This is a genomic window from Methanosarcina barkeri 3 (assembly GCF_000970305.1).
Taxonomy (GTDB): Archaea; Halobacteriota; Methanosarcinia; order Methanosarcinales; family Methanosarcinaceae; genus Methanosarcina; species Methanosarcina barkeri_A.
Window position 1 is genome coordinate 602,365 of sequence record NZ_CP009517.1, and the last position, 19,343, is coordinate 621,707.

At 35.6% G+C, this 19,343-nt stretch carries 17 protein-coding genes; 10 read left to right on the plus strand and 7 right to left on the minus strand.

The genetic code is table 11. From position 1 onward, the window contains the following. Nucleotides 1-922: 922 nt before the first annotated feature. Both MSBR3_RS02520 and MSBR3_RS02525 read right to left on the minus strand, forming a co-directional pair. The gene (locus MSBR3_RS02520; RefSeq protein WP_048106243.1) at nt 923-1,174 is read right to left on the minus strand and encodes a hypothetical protein; all 252 of its coding nucleotides are present in this window, start codon (nt 1,172-1,174) and stop codon (nt 923-925) included. A gap of 420 nt (nt 1,175-1,594) precedes the next feature. After that, complete coding sequence (locus tag MSBR3_RS02525; protein ID WP_048106245.1) at nt 1,595-2,944, minus strand: histidine kinase dimerization/phosphoacceptor domain -containing protein; 1,350 nt, start codon at nt 2,942-2,944, stop codon at nt 1,595-1,597. 545 nt (nt 2,945-3,489) lie between these two features. Here MSBR3_RS02525 and MSBR3_RS02530 point away from each other — a divergent pair. Beyond that, nucleotides 3,490-3,855 carry a ribbon-helix-helix domain-containing protein gene (locus MSBR3_RS02530; RefSeq protein ID WP_048106247.1) on the plus strand — a complete coding sequence of 122 codons (366 nt, stop codon included), beginning with the start codon at nt 3,490-3,492 and terminating at the stop codon, nt 3,853-3,855. 769 nt (nt 3,856-4,624) lie between these two features. Next, nucleotides 4,625-5,020, plus strand: a complete 396-nt coding sequence (locus MSBR3_RS02540; protein WP_196296992.1) for a hypothetical protein — start codon at nt 4,625-4,627, stop codon at nt 5,018-5,020. A gap of 208 nt (nt 5,021-5,228) precedes the next feature. On the opposite strand, the gene MSBR3_RS02545 is transcribed toward MSBR3_RS02540, so the two are convergent. Then, nucleotides 5,229-6,500, minus strand: coding sequence for an acyltransferase family protein (locus MSBR3_RS02545; RefSeq protein WP_048106250.1), 1,272 nt, complete (start codon nt 6,498-6,500; stop codon nt 5,229-5,231). A gap of 1,120 nt (nt 6,501-7,620) precedes the next feature. On the opposite strand from MSBR3_RS02545, the gene MSBR3_RS02550 reads away from it, so the two are divergent. The 7 genes from MSBR3_RS02550 (at nt 7,621) to MSBR3_RS20850 (ending at nt 14,773) form a co-directional block, all read left to right on the plus strand. Continuing rightward, nucleotides 7,621-8,817, plus strand: coding sequence for a peptidase U32 family protein (locus MSBR3_RS02550; RefSeq protein WP_048109915.1), 1,197 nt, complete (start codon nt 7,621-7,623; stop codon nt 8,815-8,817). Nucleotides 8,818-9,220: 403 nt separating this feature from the next. After that, nucleotides 9,221-10,186, plus strand: a complete 966-nt coding sequence (mch, locus tag MSBR3_RS02555) for a methenyltetrahydromethanopterin cyclohydrolase (protein ID WP_048106252.1) — start codon at nt 9,221-9,223, stop codon at nt 10,184-10,186. A 442-nt stretch (nt 10,187-10,628) separates the two neighbouring features. Then, a complete protein-coding gene (locus tag MSBR3_RS02560; RefSeq protein ID WP_048106254.1) occupies nt 10,629-11,096 on the plus strand; it encodes a DUF2124 family protein in 468 nt (155 codons plus the stop codon). 250 nt (nt 11,097-11,346) lie between these two features. Further along, complete coding sequence (locus MSBR3_RS02565) at nt 11,347-11,706, plus strand: carboxymuconolactone decarboxylase family protein (RefSeq protein WP_048109916.1); 360 nt, start codon at nt 11,347-11,349, stop codon at nt 11,704-11,706. A gap of 294 nt (nt 11,707-12,000) precedes the next feature. Further along, the gene (locus MSBR3_RS02570; RefSeq protein WP_048106256.1) at nt 12,001-12,519 is read left to right on the plus strand and encodes a hypothetical protein; all 519 of its coding nucleotides are present in this window, start codon (nt 12,001-12,003) and stop codon (nt 12,517-12,519) included. A gap of 859 nt (nt 12,520-13,378) precedes the next feature. Further along, nucleotides 13,379-13,885 (plus strand): DUF6141 family protein, encoded by a 507-nt coding sequence (locus MSBR3_RS02575; RefSeq protein ID WP_196296993.1) that lies wholly within the window; start codon nt 13,379-13,381, stop codon nt 13,883-13,885. Nucleotides 13,886-14,155: 270 nt separating this feature from the next. Continuing rightward, nucleotides 14,156-14,773 carry a hypothetical protein gene (locus MSBR3_RS20850; RefSeq protein ID WP_230627711.1) on the plus strand — a complete coding sequence of 206 codons (618 nt, stop codon included), beginning with the start codon at nt 14,156-14,158 and terminating at the stop codon, nt 14,771-14,773. Between the two features lie 79 nt (nt 14,774-14,852). Here the strand turns inward: MSBR3_RS20850 and MSBR3_RS02585 are convergent, their stop codons facing one another. From MSBR3_RS02585 to MSBR3_RS02595, 4 genes are all read right to left on the minus strand, one after another. Further along, nucleotides 14,853-15,884, minus strand: coding sequence for a class I SAM-dependent methyltransferase (locus MSBR3_RS02585; protein ID WP_048106257.1), 1,032 nt, complete (start codon nt 15,882-15,884; stop codon nt 14,853-14,855). 272 nt (nt 15,885-16,156) lie between these two features. After that, on the minus strand, nt 16,157-17,416 hold the full coding sequence (locus tag MSBR3_RS02590) for a hypothetical protein (protein ID WP_048109922.1): 1,260 nt from the start codon (nt 17,414-17,416) through the stop codon (nt 16,157-16,159). Then, nucleotides 17,394-17,534 carry a hypothetical protein gene (locus tag MSBR3_RS19865; protein WP_155396672.1) on the minus strand — a complete coding sequence of 47 codons (141 nt, stop codon included), beginning with the start codon at nt 17,532-17,534 and terminating at the stop codon, nt 17,394-17,396. The genes MSBR3_RS02590 and MSBR3_RS19865 overlap by 23 nt, the downstream gene beginning before the upstream one ends. A gap of 588 nt (nt 17,535-18,122) precedes the next feature. Next, nucleotides 18,123-18,524 (minus strand): NUDIX domain-containing protein, encoded by a 402-nt coding sequence (locus MSBR3_RS02595; RefSeq protein ID WP_329956828.1) that lies wholly within the window; start codon nt 18,522-18,524, stop codon nt 18,123-18,125. A gap of 456 nt (nt 18,525-18,980) precedes the next feature. On the opposite strand from MSBR3_RS02595, the gene MSBR3_RS02600 reads away from it, so the two are divergent. Further along, nucleotides 18,981-19,226 (plus strand): hypothetical protein, encoded by a 246-nt coding sequence (locus MSBR3_RS02600; protein WP_048106261.1) that lies wholly within the window; start codon nt 18,981-18,983, stop codon nt 19,224-19,226. The last annotated feature ends 117 nt before the right edge of the window (nt 19,227-19,343 follow it).

The following is a 19,343-nucleotide window of genomic DNA, read 5'->3' on the forward strand; positions in this document are numbered from 1 at the left end:
GGGATCTTCATAAAACAATGATTGTCAAACTAGATCTGGATTTTTTAGAGCTAATTTGATAGTTGGCTATAATATGAAATAATAAATATATAATTATAGTACAGTATTAATTTATAGATAGCTACCAGGAAAAAATATTAATTTTCATAATAGTGCGGAATATGTGATACTATGTTAAAAAATTAACATATTAGTGTATTTACATAAACGTGTTAGCATATTACTTTTTTTGATTTACTATGTATCTAATAATATCTATGAGTTTAAATAAAATAAAAAACACGAGCCAGGTCATAAAAACGATAAGTAAAAGTTTGAAGATAATACTCATGAGATTCACCTTTTTACATGCCTTTTTTCAAATATGTAAATTTTTTATTATAAAATCGAATTTATTTTTATTGTGTAACCTATATATTTTATAATGTAGACAATACTTGTAATATCTCATCTTATTTAAAGTATTATTAAATAAACTTTAAACAAAATTCAAAATAATTGTAAAAATCAATGGCAATTGCGTTTAATCTATAAAATTATATAAAAACAAAATATTTTAATGACCTGATTGGATAGTATAAAGTCAGAAAATGCGTAACTCTTAATAATTAATTACAAACTAGCGAATCTATTTAACACAGTTGGTTTAGTTAGGTTTAATATACTTAACACAGTTAGCTTAGTTCAGTTTGGATTGTGTTGTCATACATGTCTACGTCTTCTTCTAGAATCTCTATGGAGTCCATGTATATGCCGGTGACAGCCAGAGTGACTATTCAATTAGTAAAGAAGTAACGGAAGCAGTGAGGTTTAAGAACTGCATAGTTCTTTGGTTAAAGATCCTGAAGATTGAAGCCTTAAGTTCCTGCCCTTTTATTCCTTTTTGGTAAAGAAAAGGTATATTGCTTTAAACTTAATCCATTCAGCAGAATCTATTAAGGCCTGCATCTACCCAGGCTGATAAGTTACCTTTCTTCATGACGCTGTTCTTTGTAGTATCTAAGATATTTTTCTGAATGTTGGGATTATAATTTTTGTACTCCTTCTCATCTGAGTAATCGAAAAAAAAAGATAAGGAGGCAAAAAAGTTTTCTACCATGGAGGAAGCACATCTTTTTTCATCCCTGATATAAGTGAGGAAATCTTTCAGGGTCAGGGAAGAAATTTTTAACAAGTGCCAGGAATAAGTGCTTCAGATTACTTTTGTATGAACTATATTGGGGAAAAAAGCTCCGGACTTCGCAATCCTGCAGAGAATCAGAAAGGAAGCCCGTTTCTGGGTAGGCTTCGAATGACATTTACATAATCATAGTTAGGACAGCGCTTTCTAAATCTTACTTCCTTTATTGCGGGGGTAGGAAAAATAAGATGGTATTGATTACACTTATATATGCCCGTAACATGTATTAACCTTATACTAGGCGAGCCACATTGCAGGACAACGGGTACGAGATATTCACTTGACTGTACTACTTATCCCTATTTTTTAAGAGTTACTGCATAACACAGGTAACAAAGCTTTATATCAATTTGCTAAGTTAAGTACCGAACATAACTTTATATCAATTTGCTAAGTTAAGTACCGAACATAACTTTATACCAATTTGCTAAAGTAAATGCTGAATTCAGTTCCGTTATTCCTTTTAAGTTCAATAAAACCTTCAATTTGTTCCACAAGGATGTTTACAATCTGGAGACCGAGAGAGTTTGTATTACGATAATCTATTTCCTCTGGAAATCCATCACCAGTGTCTGCCACTGTTAAAACAAATTCAAAATCCGTTCTACTTATACAATTTGGTTTTACTCCTAGGTTTCTGACACTTTTGTCTTTGTTTTCATATTTTTCTACTGTATGAAGATTCACGTAAATTTTCCCACTTTTTTGGGCTGGAAAAGCATACTTCAGGGCATTTGAGACCAGCTCGTTGACAATAATTCCAAGTGGGATTGCGGTATCCATGTCCAAGTGTACATTTTCAAGTTCAAGCTTCAGGCTAATTTCCTCGTTTTTTAATCTGTATGAACGAAAAAGATTAGTAGTGAGTTTCCGGAGATAATCTGCAAAGTCAAGATTATCTACTTCGTCTCCTTTGTAAAGTTCTTCATGAATTAAAGCCATGGAAGTAACCCGGTTCTGGCTCTCACGAAATGCTTCAAGCGTTTTTGTATCGGTAGATCTGTCAGCTTCAAGGCTTAGAAGAGACGAGATTACTTGCAAGTTATTTTTGATCCTGTGGTGGATTTCTTTTATACGGGCTTCGTGCGTTTTTTTAAGAGTAAGGTCTGCAGCTTTTCTTTTAGTAATATCACGAATTAAGCCCTGTACATATCTTTGTGATCCGGAACCTGTTGGAAATTTCTGGAGAATTTGAAGAACCCATCTCGTTTCCCCGTTCTTCCTTAATATTCTGTACTCTATTTCGGTAGAGATATCTGACTCATACATAGCTTTTTTCAGGTTTTCGCAAGCCAATAAACGATCTTCGGGTATAATTATTTCTACCCACTTAACTTTACCTGAAAGAAAATCTTTTTTATTGTAACCTGTGACACCTTCTATGTCTCCATCTATGAACACTGGTACGAAGTTTTCTTTTACTCTGAGTCCTATAAGACCTTCAATATTTTGTTCTAAATAACAATCTTTTTCCTTTGAGTGGTTTGTTTTTTTAGTTTCAATCTTATAAACAGATTTAAGCCATTCCTGACCTTCTTTAGTTTTCATGAGGACTTCCAGTAGATCAGGAATTCGAGTCTCATGTTCCTTTAATTCCTTAGTCTTTATATACTCGTACTTTCCAAAGAATTCAGATAATGCCAGGGATACTACATCGGAGATGCTAGAAAATTCAGGAGTTTTAGCTAGTTCTAGGCATTGTTTTTTAATCCACGGAGATACTGTGGCGTTAATTTGTTCTTTTTTCTTTATGACTTTGGCCATTTGCAATCTCCGTTTGTTAACTTGATACCTAGTTCTTTAAAAATGTATATATAATGTAGTGAAGTTTTCACTACATTACATAGTAATTACTCTATATACTGGAAAAATCTTAAGGGAATCAGTTAAATCAAAGACGTCGAGGGAATGAAAAATATTAATTTCTTATTATGGCCCCCTTTTCTAAAGACAATCTATTTAGGGTTAACTAACTCAGACTAGCCGTTAACTAACTCAGGCTGGTAATATGATTCTAGTAATATGATTCCAAAGCATGTTTGCAAAGTTGATTTTTGATCAGTTTGCTGATCATTCAGCTCCCTTTAAATAAGGAATTTGTTTCGGAATCGATGCTAACTACTATTTTTCTGGTTAATGATTCTTATTAGTCTTAGGAAATCTAGGAACGAGATATGTGTTTTTGTAAGTATCTTTTCCACATTTGGTGAATAAGTCATACTATTGAATGAATTATTCATATAAATAGGTTTGCGTTGAATTTTAAATCATAGAATCTTTTATATTATAGGCAACAGTATGATTTAGTAATGAAAGAACGATTTACTATTTCAATGGACAATGATCTCGCACGATGGCTTGACCAATTATGTGATGAAAAAATATTCAGCAGCCGAAGTCATGGAATTGAGTTTTGTGTTAAACAAATAAAAAAAATGAATATCGAAAAAGTTGTACTTTTACACTGGGGTAAAAAAGAGGTAGAACCTGTTTTTTTATCAAAAAAGAACGCTCAAATACTTACCAAGATATCTGAAGAACTAAACCTTAGTCCTGAAGATACTCTGGGCATTCTTTTGTATAAAGAGCTAGAAAATATAAGTAAAAATACTAAGGAGTCGGAAAAAGAAGACCTAAATGAAAAGGAAATATCTAGAAAGATTTTCTTTGAATAATATTCAGCTCACTTTCATTCAGCTCACTTTCATTCAGCTCACTTTCCGCAAGTGTGACAAGAGGTTATACTATGAACTGCATCTAAGCTACCTTTTCCATTTGAGGTCTATCTTTTCCATTTGAGGTAATCCTACTATAACATGCACAAAAAGTGAGGTTTGTGTTTGAAGCTTATATGACAATATCATGAGTTCAAGAAACCTAACTTTGATAAACGAGTTTAATTTAGTGTGTACTACATCTAACATAAGGAAAATACATTGGGTCATCGGTTATGGAATTTTCTTGCCTGAAAGCTATTGATTTTGCACAGGAAGTCGGTCTTAAATTACGATCTGTTACGAGATCACTGAAAGGAAAATTGGAAATAACTAGAACTTTCTATTTTAAGAACTGAATAAGAAGGAATAGAAACAAACTTATCGTTAAAAAGTTCCAATCATCCAGCAGAATATCTTATTTCGTTACTAACAGTAGTTATTGGACAGCTTATTAGGATGGGGTGGCCACACACAGTTTGATTTTTTAAAGCTCTTTGAAAATGGACAATTTTCTGGGGTAAACTACATTAAAACTATTTAGAAGCGGAAATTTATCACAAGCACAAAAATCGAGTCATGTACTATTAGTTAGTTGATGTTATTTCAAAAACACTTTTAGTGGCGCATCATATCTTTTTGCAATTCAGTATTTGATTATTTTCAGTCTGCTTGTCTATTCTTTATATATTAAGGATACTCTTTTTTCTCTGAGTATAGAGGGAAAAAGATGTTTATAAAGGCTCGTTGTCCAGTTTGCGGTACGAATGTGTACCATAACATAAGGTTACATACTCTGGAGCACCTCAACTTTGAAGGGGATAAACAGGCTTGTAGGTATATGGTTGAAAATATTGAAGTGACTGATTCTCTCACAGAAGAAGAGTTTGTTAGGAACATTTTGCAAGGCCTGCAAAGAGTTATCCATGATGGAATTGAGGTAGAAGTTCTGGCCGGGATCTTGAAGGAAAATTATGGGATTACAGGTACTTGCTGTAGTGGACTTATTGAGAGAATCCAGCTTGAGCTTGATATGTATTGTCCAGACCGAAAAAAGCTTTATTTTGCTGATCCTGAAGAATTGGGAAGCTATTCAAAGAGAAATAGCCTCTTCATTTGTATATGATACTTAACCTTAACTTTTAAAATATAGCAATTTACTCAGCAGCATTATAGAAGATTAGTCTTATTTATGAATCTTTTTACATATGATTTTTATTTACTTACCTTGCAACCATTTCAAATAAATTCAATAGAACTTGGAATTAAATAAATTATAAGGAGTTTTCAGTAAAGACTCTACATAATTTTAAGTTTATTAAAATTTATTGGGTTTATTTTGTCTTATTGCCTATGTCAGAAACATTAGTATGTCCGCGAAGTGAGAGATCTTTATGAGAATTTTTTTTGTTTGAAAAGTACTTTTTCACATTAAACTCAAGAATCTGCAGGTGGTACGAGATAATGACCAGAATTGGTAACGCTACGAAGATAAGGATGACATCATGCAGGATTGGACTACTTATAAAGTGTGTCCCTGAATTCCAGAGTGCCAGGAATGGCCTGTGGAACAAATAAATACAGTATGAAGCTGTAGCGACATATGTAAACACAGAGCTCAGAGTACTTGAAAATTCGTTATTTATAAATTTCATCGCAAACCTGTACTCCAGAACACAGAATATTATTACGAATAAGTTAAGAAGCACAGAATCAATAATGAATTTTAATATAAGGTAACTCAGGCCCAATGAATTTGCCATACTTTCCAGCATCGATACCACTGTAGAAGAGCCTATAGTGCCACTACCTGCAGACTCAATAGTAAATGAAGTCTTTGGGTCCAAAAGAAGGGTTGTTCTTGAGCCTAAGACGATAACCAGTACAAGCATAACAGGGAGGGCTGCCAGCAGTATCTGGATAAAAGGATTTTTCCGGTTAATTATCACTGATTTTTCAAATAAGCTTTCTTTGCAGGTAAGAATCCCAAAAATGAATATTGGGAAAAACATAAAAAAGCGGGGTTCAATTATGTTAAAAGTTCTTGAGACTAACAAACATCCGATAAATATAATAAAGGAACAAAGTAAGATCTGTTTTGAACTTTTTGAAAGCATAATGATAAGCGGGTAAATTGCATAGAAGACAATAATTAAACCTACAAAGTATAGTGTCAGCATCGGGGACACATATCTAGGAGCAAGGAAGATTTGTAATCCCAGTATATGCATGATTATATTGTGAAAACTAAACACACTTTCGGCATTGGGAAATTCAAAACCTGAGTTTAGCTTTGGAGCAAATATAAAAAATACAAGTGTAAAAGCGGCAATGGCACCCCAGTAAAGAGGAAAGATCCTAAGGAGCCGTTTCCTGTAGAAAGACAATACGCTCTGGAACGAGTTTATTGAATGGTTGTTATAATATAACAAATATCCACTCATAAATATAAATAATCCCAGTCCCATATTTGCAACAAAAGGATCAACGGCATACAGGGCTAACTTGATGTAAGTGAAAGATAAAAAGTTACTTAAGTGAGCCGGAATAATCATCGCTATTGCTAAAGCTCTCAAAAAATCAAATGCAATTATTTTGTTTTTCATAGTCTCGATTCCTATAAATGAAACTTCATGTATATGTAAGTTAGACTTTTTAGGTTCTATTTAACGGTGAGTCAACTCACAAAAATAATTATAACTCAATAACTTATCACGTTAAAAAATCATCAACTTCTTTATATATATAAGTTACACCGTTTTTTTATTCACATTTATATAATAATTATTGTAACGTTAATTTGTATGATATTTTAAACAGGAATCTGTTTTAATAATGTTCTCTAGACAACGTTTCCGTTGGAAAATATGTTGTCAATAACACTCAAATATTACTGAAAACAGTTAATTATTGGAAAAACGATTAATTATTGGAAAAACGATTAATTATTGGAAAAACGATTAATTATTGGAAAAACGATTAGTTGCCTATATGTATTAGATTTGGCTTATATATCGATCATCTCAATCTCAATCATTGACATATTCATATTTTATGAAATGATATATCATTGAAAAGTCTTAATATATAATCGATCTGCCAGGTGCACGTTTTTGTGTTATTGCAATGGGTAAATTAGGGTTTCATAGATAACTAGTCCTCTATGTAAAAACAAAAAAATTTTTGGTACATTTCAATTAAATTAAACTAATTTCAATAAACTGAACATTAATAGACCGGTTCTGCACAGATCAATAGTTCTAAAAATAAAAAAATTATTCTGGTGCTAATATGACCATTAACTTTATTTTTGAAATTTATACTTACAAAAAGTTATATTTACTCCTGAAAGGTCATATTTTTAATTCTATCGTATCTCACCAGATTTCAAAGGCTTATTCTTTTCCCCTTAATCTTAATCTTCTCCCATTTCTTTTCTGAATTCTATGTAGTCTCTTTCGACTTCTTCGAGTTCGTAATCCATTTTATCCCCCCGTCTTTGATTATAATAACAGTAATTATTCTTACTTTTGTTAATTAACAAAAGTTATTTCTTTATATTTACTTTAGTCCCCATTTGGAAAACACTCTTAATTTATATAAAGTTTTCTGTCAACCGGGAAATCTTACTATTAACTGCCATAGGTTGACATTTTCTAATGATATCGTTCAACGGTGAGAAGGTGATAAGATGTTTTAAATGAAAGATAGGTGTTTTCTGTTTTCATGCATAAAAGTTCAAAACCTGAACTCCTTGTAGGAGTCAGAAATCTTTCAGGACTTAAGGCTTGTTCAGGACATGCAGATGCTGTCTACTTTTCTACTGATAGGCTTAGCCTGAGAGCAAAAGCAAAAGAAATTACTCTGGAAACTCTTGATGATTTTGTCCATGAGGTAAAAGCTAGAGGTCTCAAGGCCTATCTTGCTGTAAATTCAACAGTATATGAGAAAAAACTCGGAGATGCATCGGATGTGATAAATGCAGCTTCGGATGCAGGAGTAGACGCAGTCATTGCCTGGGATCCGGCTATAATACTCAGGGCACGGAAAGCAGGAATTAGAGTTCACATTTCTACGCAGGCAAATATTACCAACCACGAAACTGCAAATTTCTACCAAAATCTTGGTGCCGAAAGAATTATACTTTCAAGAGAACTTTCCCTTGAAGAAATACGGGAGATAAACCAGCACACTGAAGTAGAAATCGAGACTTTTGTTCACGGTGCGATGTGCATGGCAATTTCAGGTCGTTGCCATCTGTCAGCTTACATTCTTGGAAAATCCGGAAATTGCGGAGAATGCACCCAGCCATGCCGCTGGAAATGGGAACTCCATGGAGAAAACGGCTTTGTTGCAGCAAGTCTTGGAAAGTACCTTCTAAGTGCAAAAGATCTCTGTATGATAGATCATATTCCCATACTGCTTGAATCAGGCATAGTTGCCTTTAAAGTGGAAGGGCGACTGCGGGATCCCGGATACCTTGAAATGGTTTCTCGTTGCTACAGGGAGGCCATTGACGCCTGCATAGAAGGAAACTATACTCCTGAGAAAATAGAGTCCTGGAAGCATAAGCTTGCTTCGGTCTATAACAGGGGCTTTTCAACTGGCTTTTACTTTGGGACTCCAGGCCTTGAGGGCTTTTCTCCTGAAAAAGATATGAATGCCTCGAAAAAGCAACGCAGGGCTGTAGGAGTTATTGAAAATTATTACCCAAAACAGCAAGCTGCAGCTCTCAGGCTTCTCGAAGAAGGTATTTCGGTTGGAGACGAAATAGTAATTGAAGGAAATACAACCTATTTGAGGCAGCAAGTCCGTTCCCTGGAGAAAAATGGCGAAACTGTTGACAGGGCAGAAAAAGGATACACGGTTGGCCTCGCTGTTGACGAGCAAGTCCGAAAAAACGACAGAGTTTTTATAATTTAATTATAATAATAAAACAGTATCTATATATTGGATTCTTCCTATACGGGTAGCAAATCACAGGAAAAAACTTAGAGGAAAAACTTACAGGAAAGAACTAATTTATCTTATTCCGTAATACTCTCGATCGGCTGGATACCTTTTATCGGTAAATAATCCTGTCTATCAATACTGATCAACGGGTTGGGCCTTCGTCCGGGTAAATTGCTCCAGATTAATTTCCGATCCTCTGATCAACAAGTAACTCTGATTGAGATTATTCTTTATAAACAATGTTCTTTATAAGTAATTCTCTGATCGATAAGCAGTTCTCCTCCACAATAAAAGGCAGGTAAGAACTTACTTCCTTACTGAGTGAGAATAACATTTTCTGTTTATCCCGGAGCCAAGTAGTAAAGGTGATACTTTGATAAGTGTTAACGAAATGGGATCATACGTCATCGAAGAGATGCTCGACTGGAGCGAAGACCTGAAAACTGAAGTACTCAAACTCAATAACGGGGCTACGGTTATTGACTGCGGAGTTAAAGCTGAGGGTGGATATGAAGCCGGAATGTACCTCGCACGGCTCTGCCTGGCCGACCTTGCCGATCTCAAATACACTACTTTTGACCTGAACGGTCTCAAATGGCCTGCAATCCAGGTAGCTACTGATAATCCAGTAATTGCCTGTATGGCTTCGCAGTATGCAGGTTGGAGAGTCTCCATAGGCAACTACTTTGGAATGGGGTCAGGTCCGGCACGTGCGCTTGGCTTAAAACCTAAAGAGCTCTATGAAGAAATCGGATATGAAGATGACTTCGAAGCTGCAGTCCTTGTCATGGAATCTGATAAACTCCCTGATGAGAAAGTTGTGGAATATATTGCAAAGCACTGCAGTGTAGACCCTGAAAATGTAACGATTGCTGTTGCTCCTACCGCCTCTATTGCCGGTTCTGTCCAGATCTCCGCACGCGTTGTAGAGACCGGGATCCATAAACTTGAGTCAGTTGGTTTTGATATCAATTGTATTAAAAGCGGATATGGAGTTGCCCCAATTGCTCCTGTTGTCGGAAATGATGTTCAGTGCATGGGTTCTACTAATGATTGTGTGATCTACTGCGGCGAAACTAACTATACTGTCCGCTTTGATGGAGAACTGGCTGACCTTGAGGAATTTGTAAAGAAGGTTCCCTCCACAACCTCCCGAGACTTTGGAAAGCCTTTCTACCAGACTTTCAAAGAAGCAAACTTTGACTTCTTTAAGGTCGACGCAGGTATGTTTGCCCCAGCCAGGCTTACGGTAAACGATCTTAAGAGCACAAAAACAATTTCTAGCGGCAGACTCTATCCGGAAATCTTACTCCAGTCCTTCGGAATCAGGCAGGTTTAAAGGAAAAAACCTTTCTAATTTTTTATCTTTTTTCAATATTTTAATATTATTTTTTTACTTGTTTTCATTCTCTTTATTTCTCTTTTGCTTTTTAATTTCCAAACTCTTTTCTTTTTCAATCTCCAAATTTTTAATTTTGAACCTTATTATTTCTGGTGAAATTGTGTTTTTTTCCCGATTCTTCCCTTATAAACGCTGTTAACATCATTTATTTAAGTAAACGCTTCCAATCCTACTGTAGCATATAATGCAATAAAAATGTTATAAGAATGCTGTAAAGAAATATTATGAAGAAATACTATATAGATATATTATGACAAAATGTTCAGAAAACAAACATGATATTCCTTGAATAATATGCATAACTATATGAAAAATGCAAGCTAATGGCAGCATTTTCATGCTAAATAAGATTTTACTAAAAGCTTAAGGAGAAAATTCAATGCCAATAATAAACACTTCACAGGGAGTAGGAGGCATCCTGAACAGTTTCAGGAGCCTTGTCGAAGATGCAAAGAAGATTACTTTTGTGGGAACACCAGGGTTTTGCACTCCTTTTGCAGAACTTCTTGGTTTTGTAGTTCGTAACCGTGAACTTGCTTTTATTTCCAGTGAGGATTTTGAGAAAGCCAGGTCTATCTTCATGGGTCCTGAAGGCATGCAGCTTGGAGATCTTACAGATAAGCACGCTGACGTCGTTATCCTGCTTGGAGGACTTTCGATGCCAAAAATAGGGATTAGCCCTGAAAAAGCAAAAGATGTTGCCAGTAAAATCCTAGAAGGCTCTAAGAATGGAAAAGTTATCGGAGTCTGCTTCCAATCTGCGTTCATACAGCAGAAATGGGATGAAATAATAAATTTTGATTATGTCATCAATGCCGATCTGGCAGTTGAGGTATTGCAAGTCTGAAATATTCTGAAGTCCAGTTTCAGGAATTCTTGAAGCTTCCAGACAGAAGAATTCCCTTTCTTCACTCCTTTTCTTTACCTTTTTATATCTTTTTGCTTTTTATATTTTTATTTTTTGTCTTATTCTTTATTATTCTTTGTCTCTTTTGCCTTCATCCTTACCTTTTACTTCTCTTTCTTTTTTCCCAATTTTTTAAGCTTTTTAATAAGATACAATTATATTCAATCCTGACTAATGACATATGATAATTATGGAGAAAGCTGCTAAAGAAATCAAGGAGTTAAAGGGTTTTTTACCCAGATCTATTGCGTATGCCGGACAGATAAACGAGGACTTTGCTGAAGGAATAGCAGGCCTCTATAAAGCCATATGGGAAGAAAGGGAAGATGGGCTTTCTATAAAACAGAAGCATATCATTGTCTTTACTGTAGCCTGTTCAAGCAATAACATCCAGAGCGCAGTCAAGATTCTGGAAAGACTCCACAAATTTGGGGCTACAAGAACCGAGATAAATGATGCAATGATGCTCGCAGCCTGGACAGGCGGAATCCAGCATTTCACGGATTTTAGTGCAGCAGTACTTAAAGAGATGGAGAAACTAGGTTATTGAAGCTATTAAGAAAACACTTTCATTGAAGGTACTTCTTCTTTAATTTTTCAGAAGATATCCTATTTATCAATTTACATTTTGAACTATTCTTTTTTAAGATACGTTTTCAAACACACTTACCAGCAGCTTTTACTCGGAAAGCCTTTTTCTTTATAATGTAAGGTAGTTTACTTCTTCTATTATTAAAAAAGCCTTAGATATCTTTATAATCTCCAACTACAATTTTAATCGTCAAATTAGCTTAATAATTATAATAGCTGAAAATATTTTACGGAATTGCGGGAAGGGGAAGATATGAGAAATCAAATATTTAAGATGCTAAAAAAGACACAATTGTTTTTACTGTCAATTTTTTGTGTAATTTTACTGACAATTGCATATGCGAGTGCAACTTCTTTAGTTCCATCAAACCAGACGAATGAACCAAACCAGTTTATTCTTCAAGGGGTTGGACCAAAGTATGAAGATGTACAAATAAGCTATTCAACGACCAGTATTACAGGCAAACCTATTTTTAGCTATAAAGACTCGAAAGACTCGTACAGCTTCACAGGGGATGAAATCCTTACTGAACAAATGGGAAAAAGCAAAACAGTTACAGTGACATTAGAGAGCATTCCTGATCTCCGTGTTACAACACTAACTCTGTTAATACCTGCAATCAACTTTGATAGTTCAGCAAAAGAGTTTAAAACGGTCGCGATCCTAAAGACTAGCAAAACCACAATTGCCGGAGAGAATGTTGTTAAGGGAGCAGTAAAATCATATGAGGTGATATGTCTCAAAGGAACTGCTAGTTATGTTGTATCTTAATTTAAATCTTAAGTTAAGTTTTATTCATGCTTACTTTCATGAAATGAATTAATTTTCCATGCAAGATTTATGTTGATTTTGCAGCAAAGCTAGATTTTTTGCACCATAAATCTCTAAAATATTCGGGCAGGCAGCTCTAGCTGCTTTCCCTGTGTCAGAATATATCAAGTTCATTCAGAGGTCAGAGGTAACCTTTCAAAAAGATCTTCTTTCAATAGGCTACGACTTTTTCTAATTGGAAAATAAAAAGGATGAAATCTGGTCATTTCTACTCATATGTTCTCTTCAAAATCTAGAAATAGCTTATATGTTCTATTTTATTCCTCATATTCTGAACCAAAAACTTCTTGCAATGTAGCTGTTATAAAGAGTACCAAAAAATCCTGAAAAGAGGCTTTAGAAATTAATCTTTTACTAATTTAGTCTGTTTTTTATCGTCTTTTTATCGTCTATATAAACAACTTTTCTTCATTGTTTTTATCTTTAAAAGGTTTTGTATTTTTTTTCAATCTTATTATTTTCAGATTTTTAAATTAAAAAATATATACATTTTTCAATTTTTTTCGGAAGGTTTATTACTCAGTTTTTATAGAGAAATTAGGGACATTTTTTTACTGCATACCCTTGCTCTGTTACTGAGTTAGTGTGCTGGTGTCTAGATAATATTTGCTAAATGGTATGGAATTCGACTGAGTGTGTGAAAAAAACTATATGCAATTCAGATTGTACGAACATTATATGCAGTTCAATCCGTACCGTAAGATAAATTTTAGCACTATTGAGATACTGTCAGTCAGGCAATCTAAAGTGAGCATCTAATTAAAAAAACAAACCAGGCGGATATCAAGGAAGGGATTTTGTGGAACAGCCGAAAGTAAACGTGATTTTTAGGGAAGTACAGGATCTGCGAAACAATTTTTTCCTGGTTTCGGTTCTTTATCCTGCGCTCCTTCTATGGTATGTCGAAATCCATAGCCTGATTTTCGGAAAACCTGCCGGAATCAGTAACGTTCCTGGAACATACCTGTTTGCGCTCTGGATTGTCTTTGGGTTATTTTTCCCTCTTATGTTTTACTATACAAAGTACATAACTGAAGTAAGAAGTGATGGGATATACATTCAACTGGTACCCCTGAATCTATCCTCCAAGAAGATTCCTTTATATGTAGTGGAGGATTGCAAAATTAAGGTTTATAATCCTCTTACAGGAAAAGAATCTGATGTGTCACCTGATGTGTCACAATCTTCTAAAAAAGTTAGTCCTGTTGTGATAATCAAACTTATCTCTGGAGAAAGAATGCTTCTTAGCTCCAGAAAACCTGAAGAACTCTGCAGTGCAATTAAGCAAGCTACAGCAGAATACTGATAATTCACGCTTTGGATCTTCTGTTTTTATAATTACGGTTTAACAATTTCTTTATAATTATTGTTTTAACAGTTTCGACTGCCCATAGTTAAATATTAAAAGTTATATATTTTAACTTTACATTTTTTTCGCAATTGATTCTCAGAAGCTTTAGTTTGACCCCAATCAAAAGTGTAAAAAGCAAAACCTTATATTAAACTGGTAACTGTATATTAATGTTTAAGAGAAACTCTTTCTAATAATTTAACAAAAATTCTATAAAATTAAAAAATGCCCCTAGAAGGTAGATATAAAGTGGTCTGGGGAATAGATTTTTCCCCGAAAGGAACGGAGGCTCTTTACAGGGAACAGGATGGAAAACTTCTGATCGAACTTGAGTTGCATAACATAATGCAAATTTTCAATTCTTTTGATCCTGCCCCTTTTCACGAAAAAGAGCTTGACCCGGAAGCAGAAGAATATATTTATAATACAGTTGGAGAATTCCCTATAAAAAAACCCCTTGAGATTGTAATATATGCTCCTCCTTCCGAGTTTGACGGAGAAACCGAGCATACACTTAAAGAAGCGATAAGGAACCATTTTTCTTACAAAAAAATTCTCACGGATATAGAGTTGAGGAGGCTTCTTCAGCGGGGAAGAAGAAACTTTGCAATTGCTATTGTCTTCCTTTTTCTTTGTCTGCTCATAATCCGGCTTCTTTCTACGCTTGAACAGAGCCTGATAAATACCATGTTTTCTGAAGGCCTGACAATTATTGGCTGGGTTGCTATGTGGGAGCCTGTTTATGTTTTTCTCTATGGGTGGTGGCCGATCGTGCAAAAAAGAAACATTTACAGGAAAATTATTGATATGGATATAAAAGTAAGCAGCAACTTCAGAAGCTAAATAATCAAATTGCAGGTAAGTTTATCTATACAAAAATCTCAAAGCTAATTTCTCCAAGCTGTTAGCACATTTAAAAAATTTATCCACAGATTCTCGCATCCACAACTACGTGCAGGACACCGGGAGAGTACTTTTTTATCCTTCTGGTTTCCAGGACTTCAACTTTTTTTCCCAGGGATTCAGCAGCTTCTTCTATCCTTTTTTCAGGTCTTATTCTGGCGAGATTTTCAGGCACTGTTTCATGGTAATGCAGGACTCCTCCACTTCTTTTTAAAGCTCTTATAGCCGGCTCAAGGTAATTGTGTGTTGTTCCAACATACCCCATGATAACCCTATCCGCTTCTCCTTCGGGAGCAGCCTGAGAGCAGTCTTCAAGAATCGGAGTAATAATATTTTCCACATGGTTCAGTTTAATATTTTCTTTCAGGTAGGCGAAGGATTCAGGATTTATTTCAATACTTATAATCTTTTTCGGCTTTGAGTGGACAGCCATAGGAATTGAAAAATACCCTATTCCTGCAAACATATCCACAACAATTTCTCCCTTTCCTAGCTTGCTCATCCTTTTCCTTTCTTCAAGGTTCCCTTTGGAGTACATCACTTTTGTTACATCCTGCTTAAAAAAGCAGCCATGCTCTTTGTGGATAGTTTCTGTCCCGCTGCCGAGAAGGAGTTCTCTTTTTGGCTGACGGAACTGCCCTTCGATTCCAAAATCCCTTACAACAGTCCTGCACCTGGGATACATTGAGAGTAAAGCCTCGGCTATTCTCGTTTTTTTATCCTCCAGGATTTCAGGGATACTAACTATTATTATATTTCCCAGAATTTGCCAGCCTGCTGGAACTAACGCAAGTTCAGGTTTGGAAAGAAAACCTTCAAGTGACTCTTTGAGGGATTTGGAGTTTTCAAGAAATTCCGGATTTTTCTGTTCAAGAACCAGAAAACTTTCCACACTATCGTATGCGGCTTCTGTTACCGGGATTTCCAGGAAGTTGCCTTCTTTGGTCCTGACTTTTCGAATCTTCCTTGCAGTATCCAGAAATCCTTCAAGAACTGCTTTTTTCCTTATCTCTTCTCCTTTTTCGGGTGGGACCCTGATCATTCCGTGCATTGAAATTGAAGAATATTCCACATGGAATTAATGTTTTTTGTCTGAACTTTATGCAGATAAATTACCTGATCAATATCAACTGACCTCAAGTGTACGGCTACATAGCGGATTTATACATAGCGGATTTAATTACATAAGTGAAAGGACATATACCAAGTCATCTAAATTAAAAGTGGGGCGTCAAATAACGCCCTATATCTAAAAATTAAAAGGTAGTTTTCCTGCGCTTGAAATTAAAAATGGTTTACAAAAATTTTCCATAGGTAACTAGTTTAGGGACGCGGCATCATTTTTTCTCTTTGTGAAGACATTACATTTTGAGTCCTCTCAGATAACTGACGTTTAAACTGTTTAACATTTTCTGCCTGGTCCCGTTTAGCCAGCTCACTGTTCGCTTTACCGACGACCTCTTCACTTGGAACGCCGGCTCTATTCACCTTCCACTGGAACTTGAAGCTAGCCCATTGATCTGACAGTTCACTGAGCCGTTTGTATTCCATATTCGAAGGCATGAGGTCAAGCTGTTCATCGATTACCTTATTCAGATAATCTTTATTCGACTCGAAAACGACCAGCGGTTCGATAATATCAGCTTTTACGATATCCCTTATGTCCCTGCCTTCATACTTTTCAAGAAGGTCGGCACAACCTTCGAAATGCGAAATCTCCATTTTTGCGAAGTCTTCCCAGATCGCTTTTATCCTTGGATCGGTTTCGGTCTGGGCGCAGGAGAAATAGATATAGGCTTCACAGAGCTGCATGAGTGCGGACTTTTCGAGCATTGTTTCGCGAGGATCACCGAGGAGCCCGTACTGGGTCACATGCTCTTCTTCAACATCGGCAATCTCGGAGTAAAGCTGCCTTGCAAGTTCATCAGAATACATGAAACCGTGAGATTTGTAAAAAAGCTCGGTCTGCTGCTCGCCTGCAACAATGGTTAGATAATTCATCTTGGTTTTAATATCAGCTGTGTCTTTATCATAATGTTTGCGCATTGTGTCGTCAGGATGGCGGTGGTGGGCAACTGTTGGTCTTGCGGCTTTTACCTCGGTCTTGCCCTGAACAATGAACTCAGGATCTCCTCCTTCCATATAATCGTAAAGACAACTGTAGCGGTAAAGATGGTCGAAGTCTTCGAGCAGGGCGAAGTCCAGTGTCTGCTTCACATATGGATCAGGTTCGTTTTTGGCAAGGTTTGCCGTAAGATCAACTGCTACCTGTTCATAGCCAAGTGTGGTCTCAATAATAGTCTGGTTTGCTGGGTTTAACCAGTTAACCGTCTGTTGCTGCATTGAGTCTGCACGCCTCATCGCTGCCATCTGGCGTTTAATTTCCGGATCTACAGTCATTCTCTCCATCGCATGTGACATAAGGACTGAAGCATTCTCAATCCCGTTCATCAGGATTACTCGTGTCCGGGTGTACGCATCGACTGATTTCTTGTCATACGGAGATTTGACTATTTCCTTCCAGTTCATAAACTGCTCTTCTATCGGAATACTATCCATTTCAAATGGTCTGAATTGTGCCATTACTGTTTCCCCCAATCTTTTCACCAGCTCTAGCCCTTTGCAAATTATAAGAACCTGGCAGAATATCAACTGCCGGATACAGGATTCTGCAAAGAGCAAGGCCGTTACCTTTTGCCATAAAATTTTCTCAGCAGAGTATCCCCACATATCTGCAATATTTCCTGCCTTAAGCTCCAAGATCCCGGCTGCGTGCAGGCAAGGTGACTGGCATCTAGCTGGCTCTTTTTAGTTTAGATTAATTGAAGATATCTATAACTTAGGTCTATATAAAAATCAGTCATATCTTAATTTCAACATGAGTGAGTTAGATAAATTATAGTCGTATTAGTTCAAAAAAGTATAAAAATATGAAGTTAATGAGATAACATAATAAATAAAGGCATATGATGAAAATATTACTCTAAGCTTAAATAAAAATAAATAAAACCAATTTTTTTAATCCGGCTTATGATATTAACTTTCGGTCTGACGGTTCAAATCTCTAAATTTCTGGCCCAAGTAGGGAAAAAGAATATTATTCATGAAACCAATGAAAAGCCAATGTAAATTGTTTTATCCAGGTGCTAAAGGATAATTTAGTTCTGTATTTGTAGCTGCATGGAATCGGTAGAATGATTAATACATATCTGAAAAAAGCAAGTATGGAAATGAAAAAAGTGAGTATGGAAAAAATATAAACAGCGACTCTGAATTAAAACATAACCCCTTATTTACTCTCTTTTTCTTTTAAGTTATAATAAATATCCAGTAACTTAAGCGTGTTTTCAGAAATCCGCACTTTCATTTCCTTTCCTGGCCTGAAAAATGCAAAATGGTGGATCTCACTTCTCGGTTCTGGCAATCCTTTGGCCTTAATCTTAAAGACCTTGGATGCATGAAATTTGAAAAGGTATCTTACGTCGTATACCCGAAGTCCTGTTTCTTCTCTAAGCTCTCGAATCGCAGCTTCAATACTAGCTTCCCCTTTCTTCGGTTTTCCCCCTGGAAGCCTGTAATAAGACCCGGAGCTGCTGACCAGCAGGATTCCATCATCGGTTTCAACTATTACTGATCCTCTTCGATTGTCGTATGCACTTGGAATATTTCTACCTTCTTTGAAACAGCTGATTTTATAGAATTATTACTTTTTGCTAAGGACTTTTTCTAAAAGTATTTAAAATCTCTACAGGTCGGTTGCTTTCTTTCTTTAGTCGCAAATAACGGAAACTTTTTATTTAGCATGAAAGTGCTGCCATCTGCAAGCACTTTCATTGGCTGTGCATGTTATTCAAAGAATATCATGTTCGTTTTCTGTTAAGTCCTCAATAGTTATACAAAGATTTATGTCCTGAATAACTCCACTTTCATTTTTTAGCAACTTTTACATGTTTACTCCATAATGAAAAGTAGAAACAAGTTCAAAAGAATATTGAAAATGGCAGGCAATAATAACGAAACTGAAAACAGGTTATGGGACGTAGCAAATGAACTTCGGTTAATTCCGGCTTGAAAGTATCGGATATTCCGTGCATCTATTTGTATTAATATTTCTAGTGTCGAATTAAATACAAAATGGTGTCTGGGGATGGAACGAGCAAAAAAGGAGAATGAAATTCCTGCTGCTTTTGGAAAACTGGCAGGAAAAACTTTAGAGTACTATAAAGATTTGTTGAGTCCAGAAAGTGAATCCACTTTATTTGGTAATTTTCTTGAGCCAATTCTTGAATCCGGAGAAAATGAAAAAACTAAAAAACAACAAAAACAGAAAGAGCAAATTAAACCAACTGAAAACATCGAACAGACGAAATTTTCGGCCTTTTTTCAGAACTAATGAAAAATAAAAATTTAGAAACCAGGAACTCAAAGAATAACTAAAAGTAAAAGAAAGATTTAGAAAAGTAATATTTATAAAAGAAGGTCCTCCTTTTAAAGAAAGATTATATTTTCA

Coding starts and splice junctions, on each gene's coding strand:
- MSBR3_RS20850 (WP_230627711.1), top strand. CDS start 14,156: ATGCCCCTAGAAGGTAGATATAAAGTGGTCTGGGGAATAGATTTTTCC.
- MSBR3_RS02600 (WP_048106261.1), top strand. CDS start 18,981: ATGGAACGAGCAAAAAAGGAGAATGAAATTCCTGCTGCTTTTGGAAAA.
- MSBR3_RS02525 (WP_048106245.1), bottom strand. CDS start 2,944: ATGGCCAAAGTCATAAAGAAAAAAGAACAAATTAACGCCACAGTATCT.
- MSBR3_RS02570 (WP_048106256.1), top strand. CDS start 12,001: ATGAGAAATCAAATATTTAAGATGCTAAAAAAGACACAATTGTTTTTA.
- MSBR3_RS02545 (WP_048106250.1), bottom strand. CDS start 6,500: ATGAAAAACAAAATAATTGCATTTGATTTTTTGAGAGCTTTAGCAATA.
- MSBR3_RS02590 (WP_048109922.1), bottom strand. CDS start 17,416: ATGGCACAATTCAGACCATTTGAAATGGATAGTATTCCGATAGAAGAG.
- MSBR3_RS02530 (WP_048106247.1), top strand. CDS start 3,490: ATGAAAGAACGATTTACTATTTCAATGGACAATGATCTCGCACGATGG.
- MSBR3_RS19865 (WP_155396672.1), bottom strand. CDS start 17,534: ATGGCAAAAGGTAACGGCCTTGCTCTTTGCAGAATCCTGTATCCGGCA.
- MSBR3_RS02565 (WP_048109916.1), top strand. CDS start 11,347: ATGGAGAAAGCTGCTAAAGAAATCAAGGAGTTAAAGGGTTTTTTACCC.
- MSBR3_RS02540 (WP_196296992.1), top strand. CDS start 4,625: ATGTTTATAAAGGCTCGTTGTCCAGTTTGCGGTACGAATGTGTACCAT.
- MSBR3_RS02585 (WP_048106257.1), bottom strand. CDS start 15,884: ATGCACGGAATGATCAGGGTCCCACCCGAAAAAGGAGAAGAGATAAGG.
- MSBR3_RS02550 (WP_048109915.1), top strand. CDS start 7,621: ATGCATAAAAGTTCAAAACCTGAACTCCTTGTAGGAGTCAGAAATCTT.
- MSBR3_RS02560 (WP_048106254.1), top strand. CDS start 10,629: ATGCCAATAATAAACACTTCACAGGGAGTAGGAGGCATCCTGAACAGT.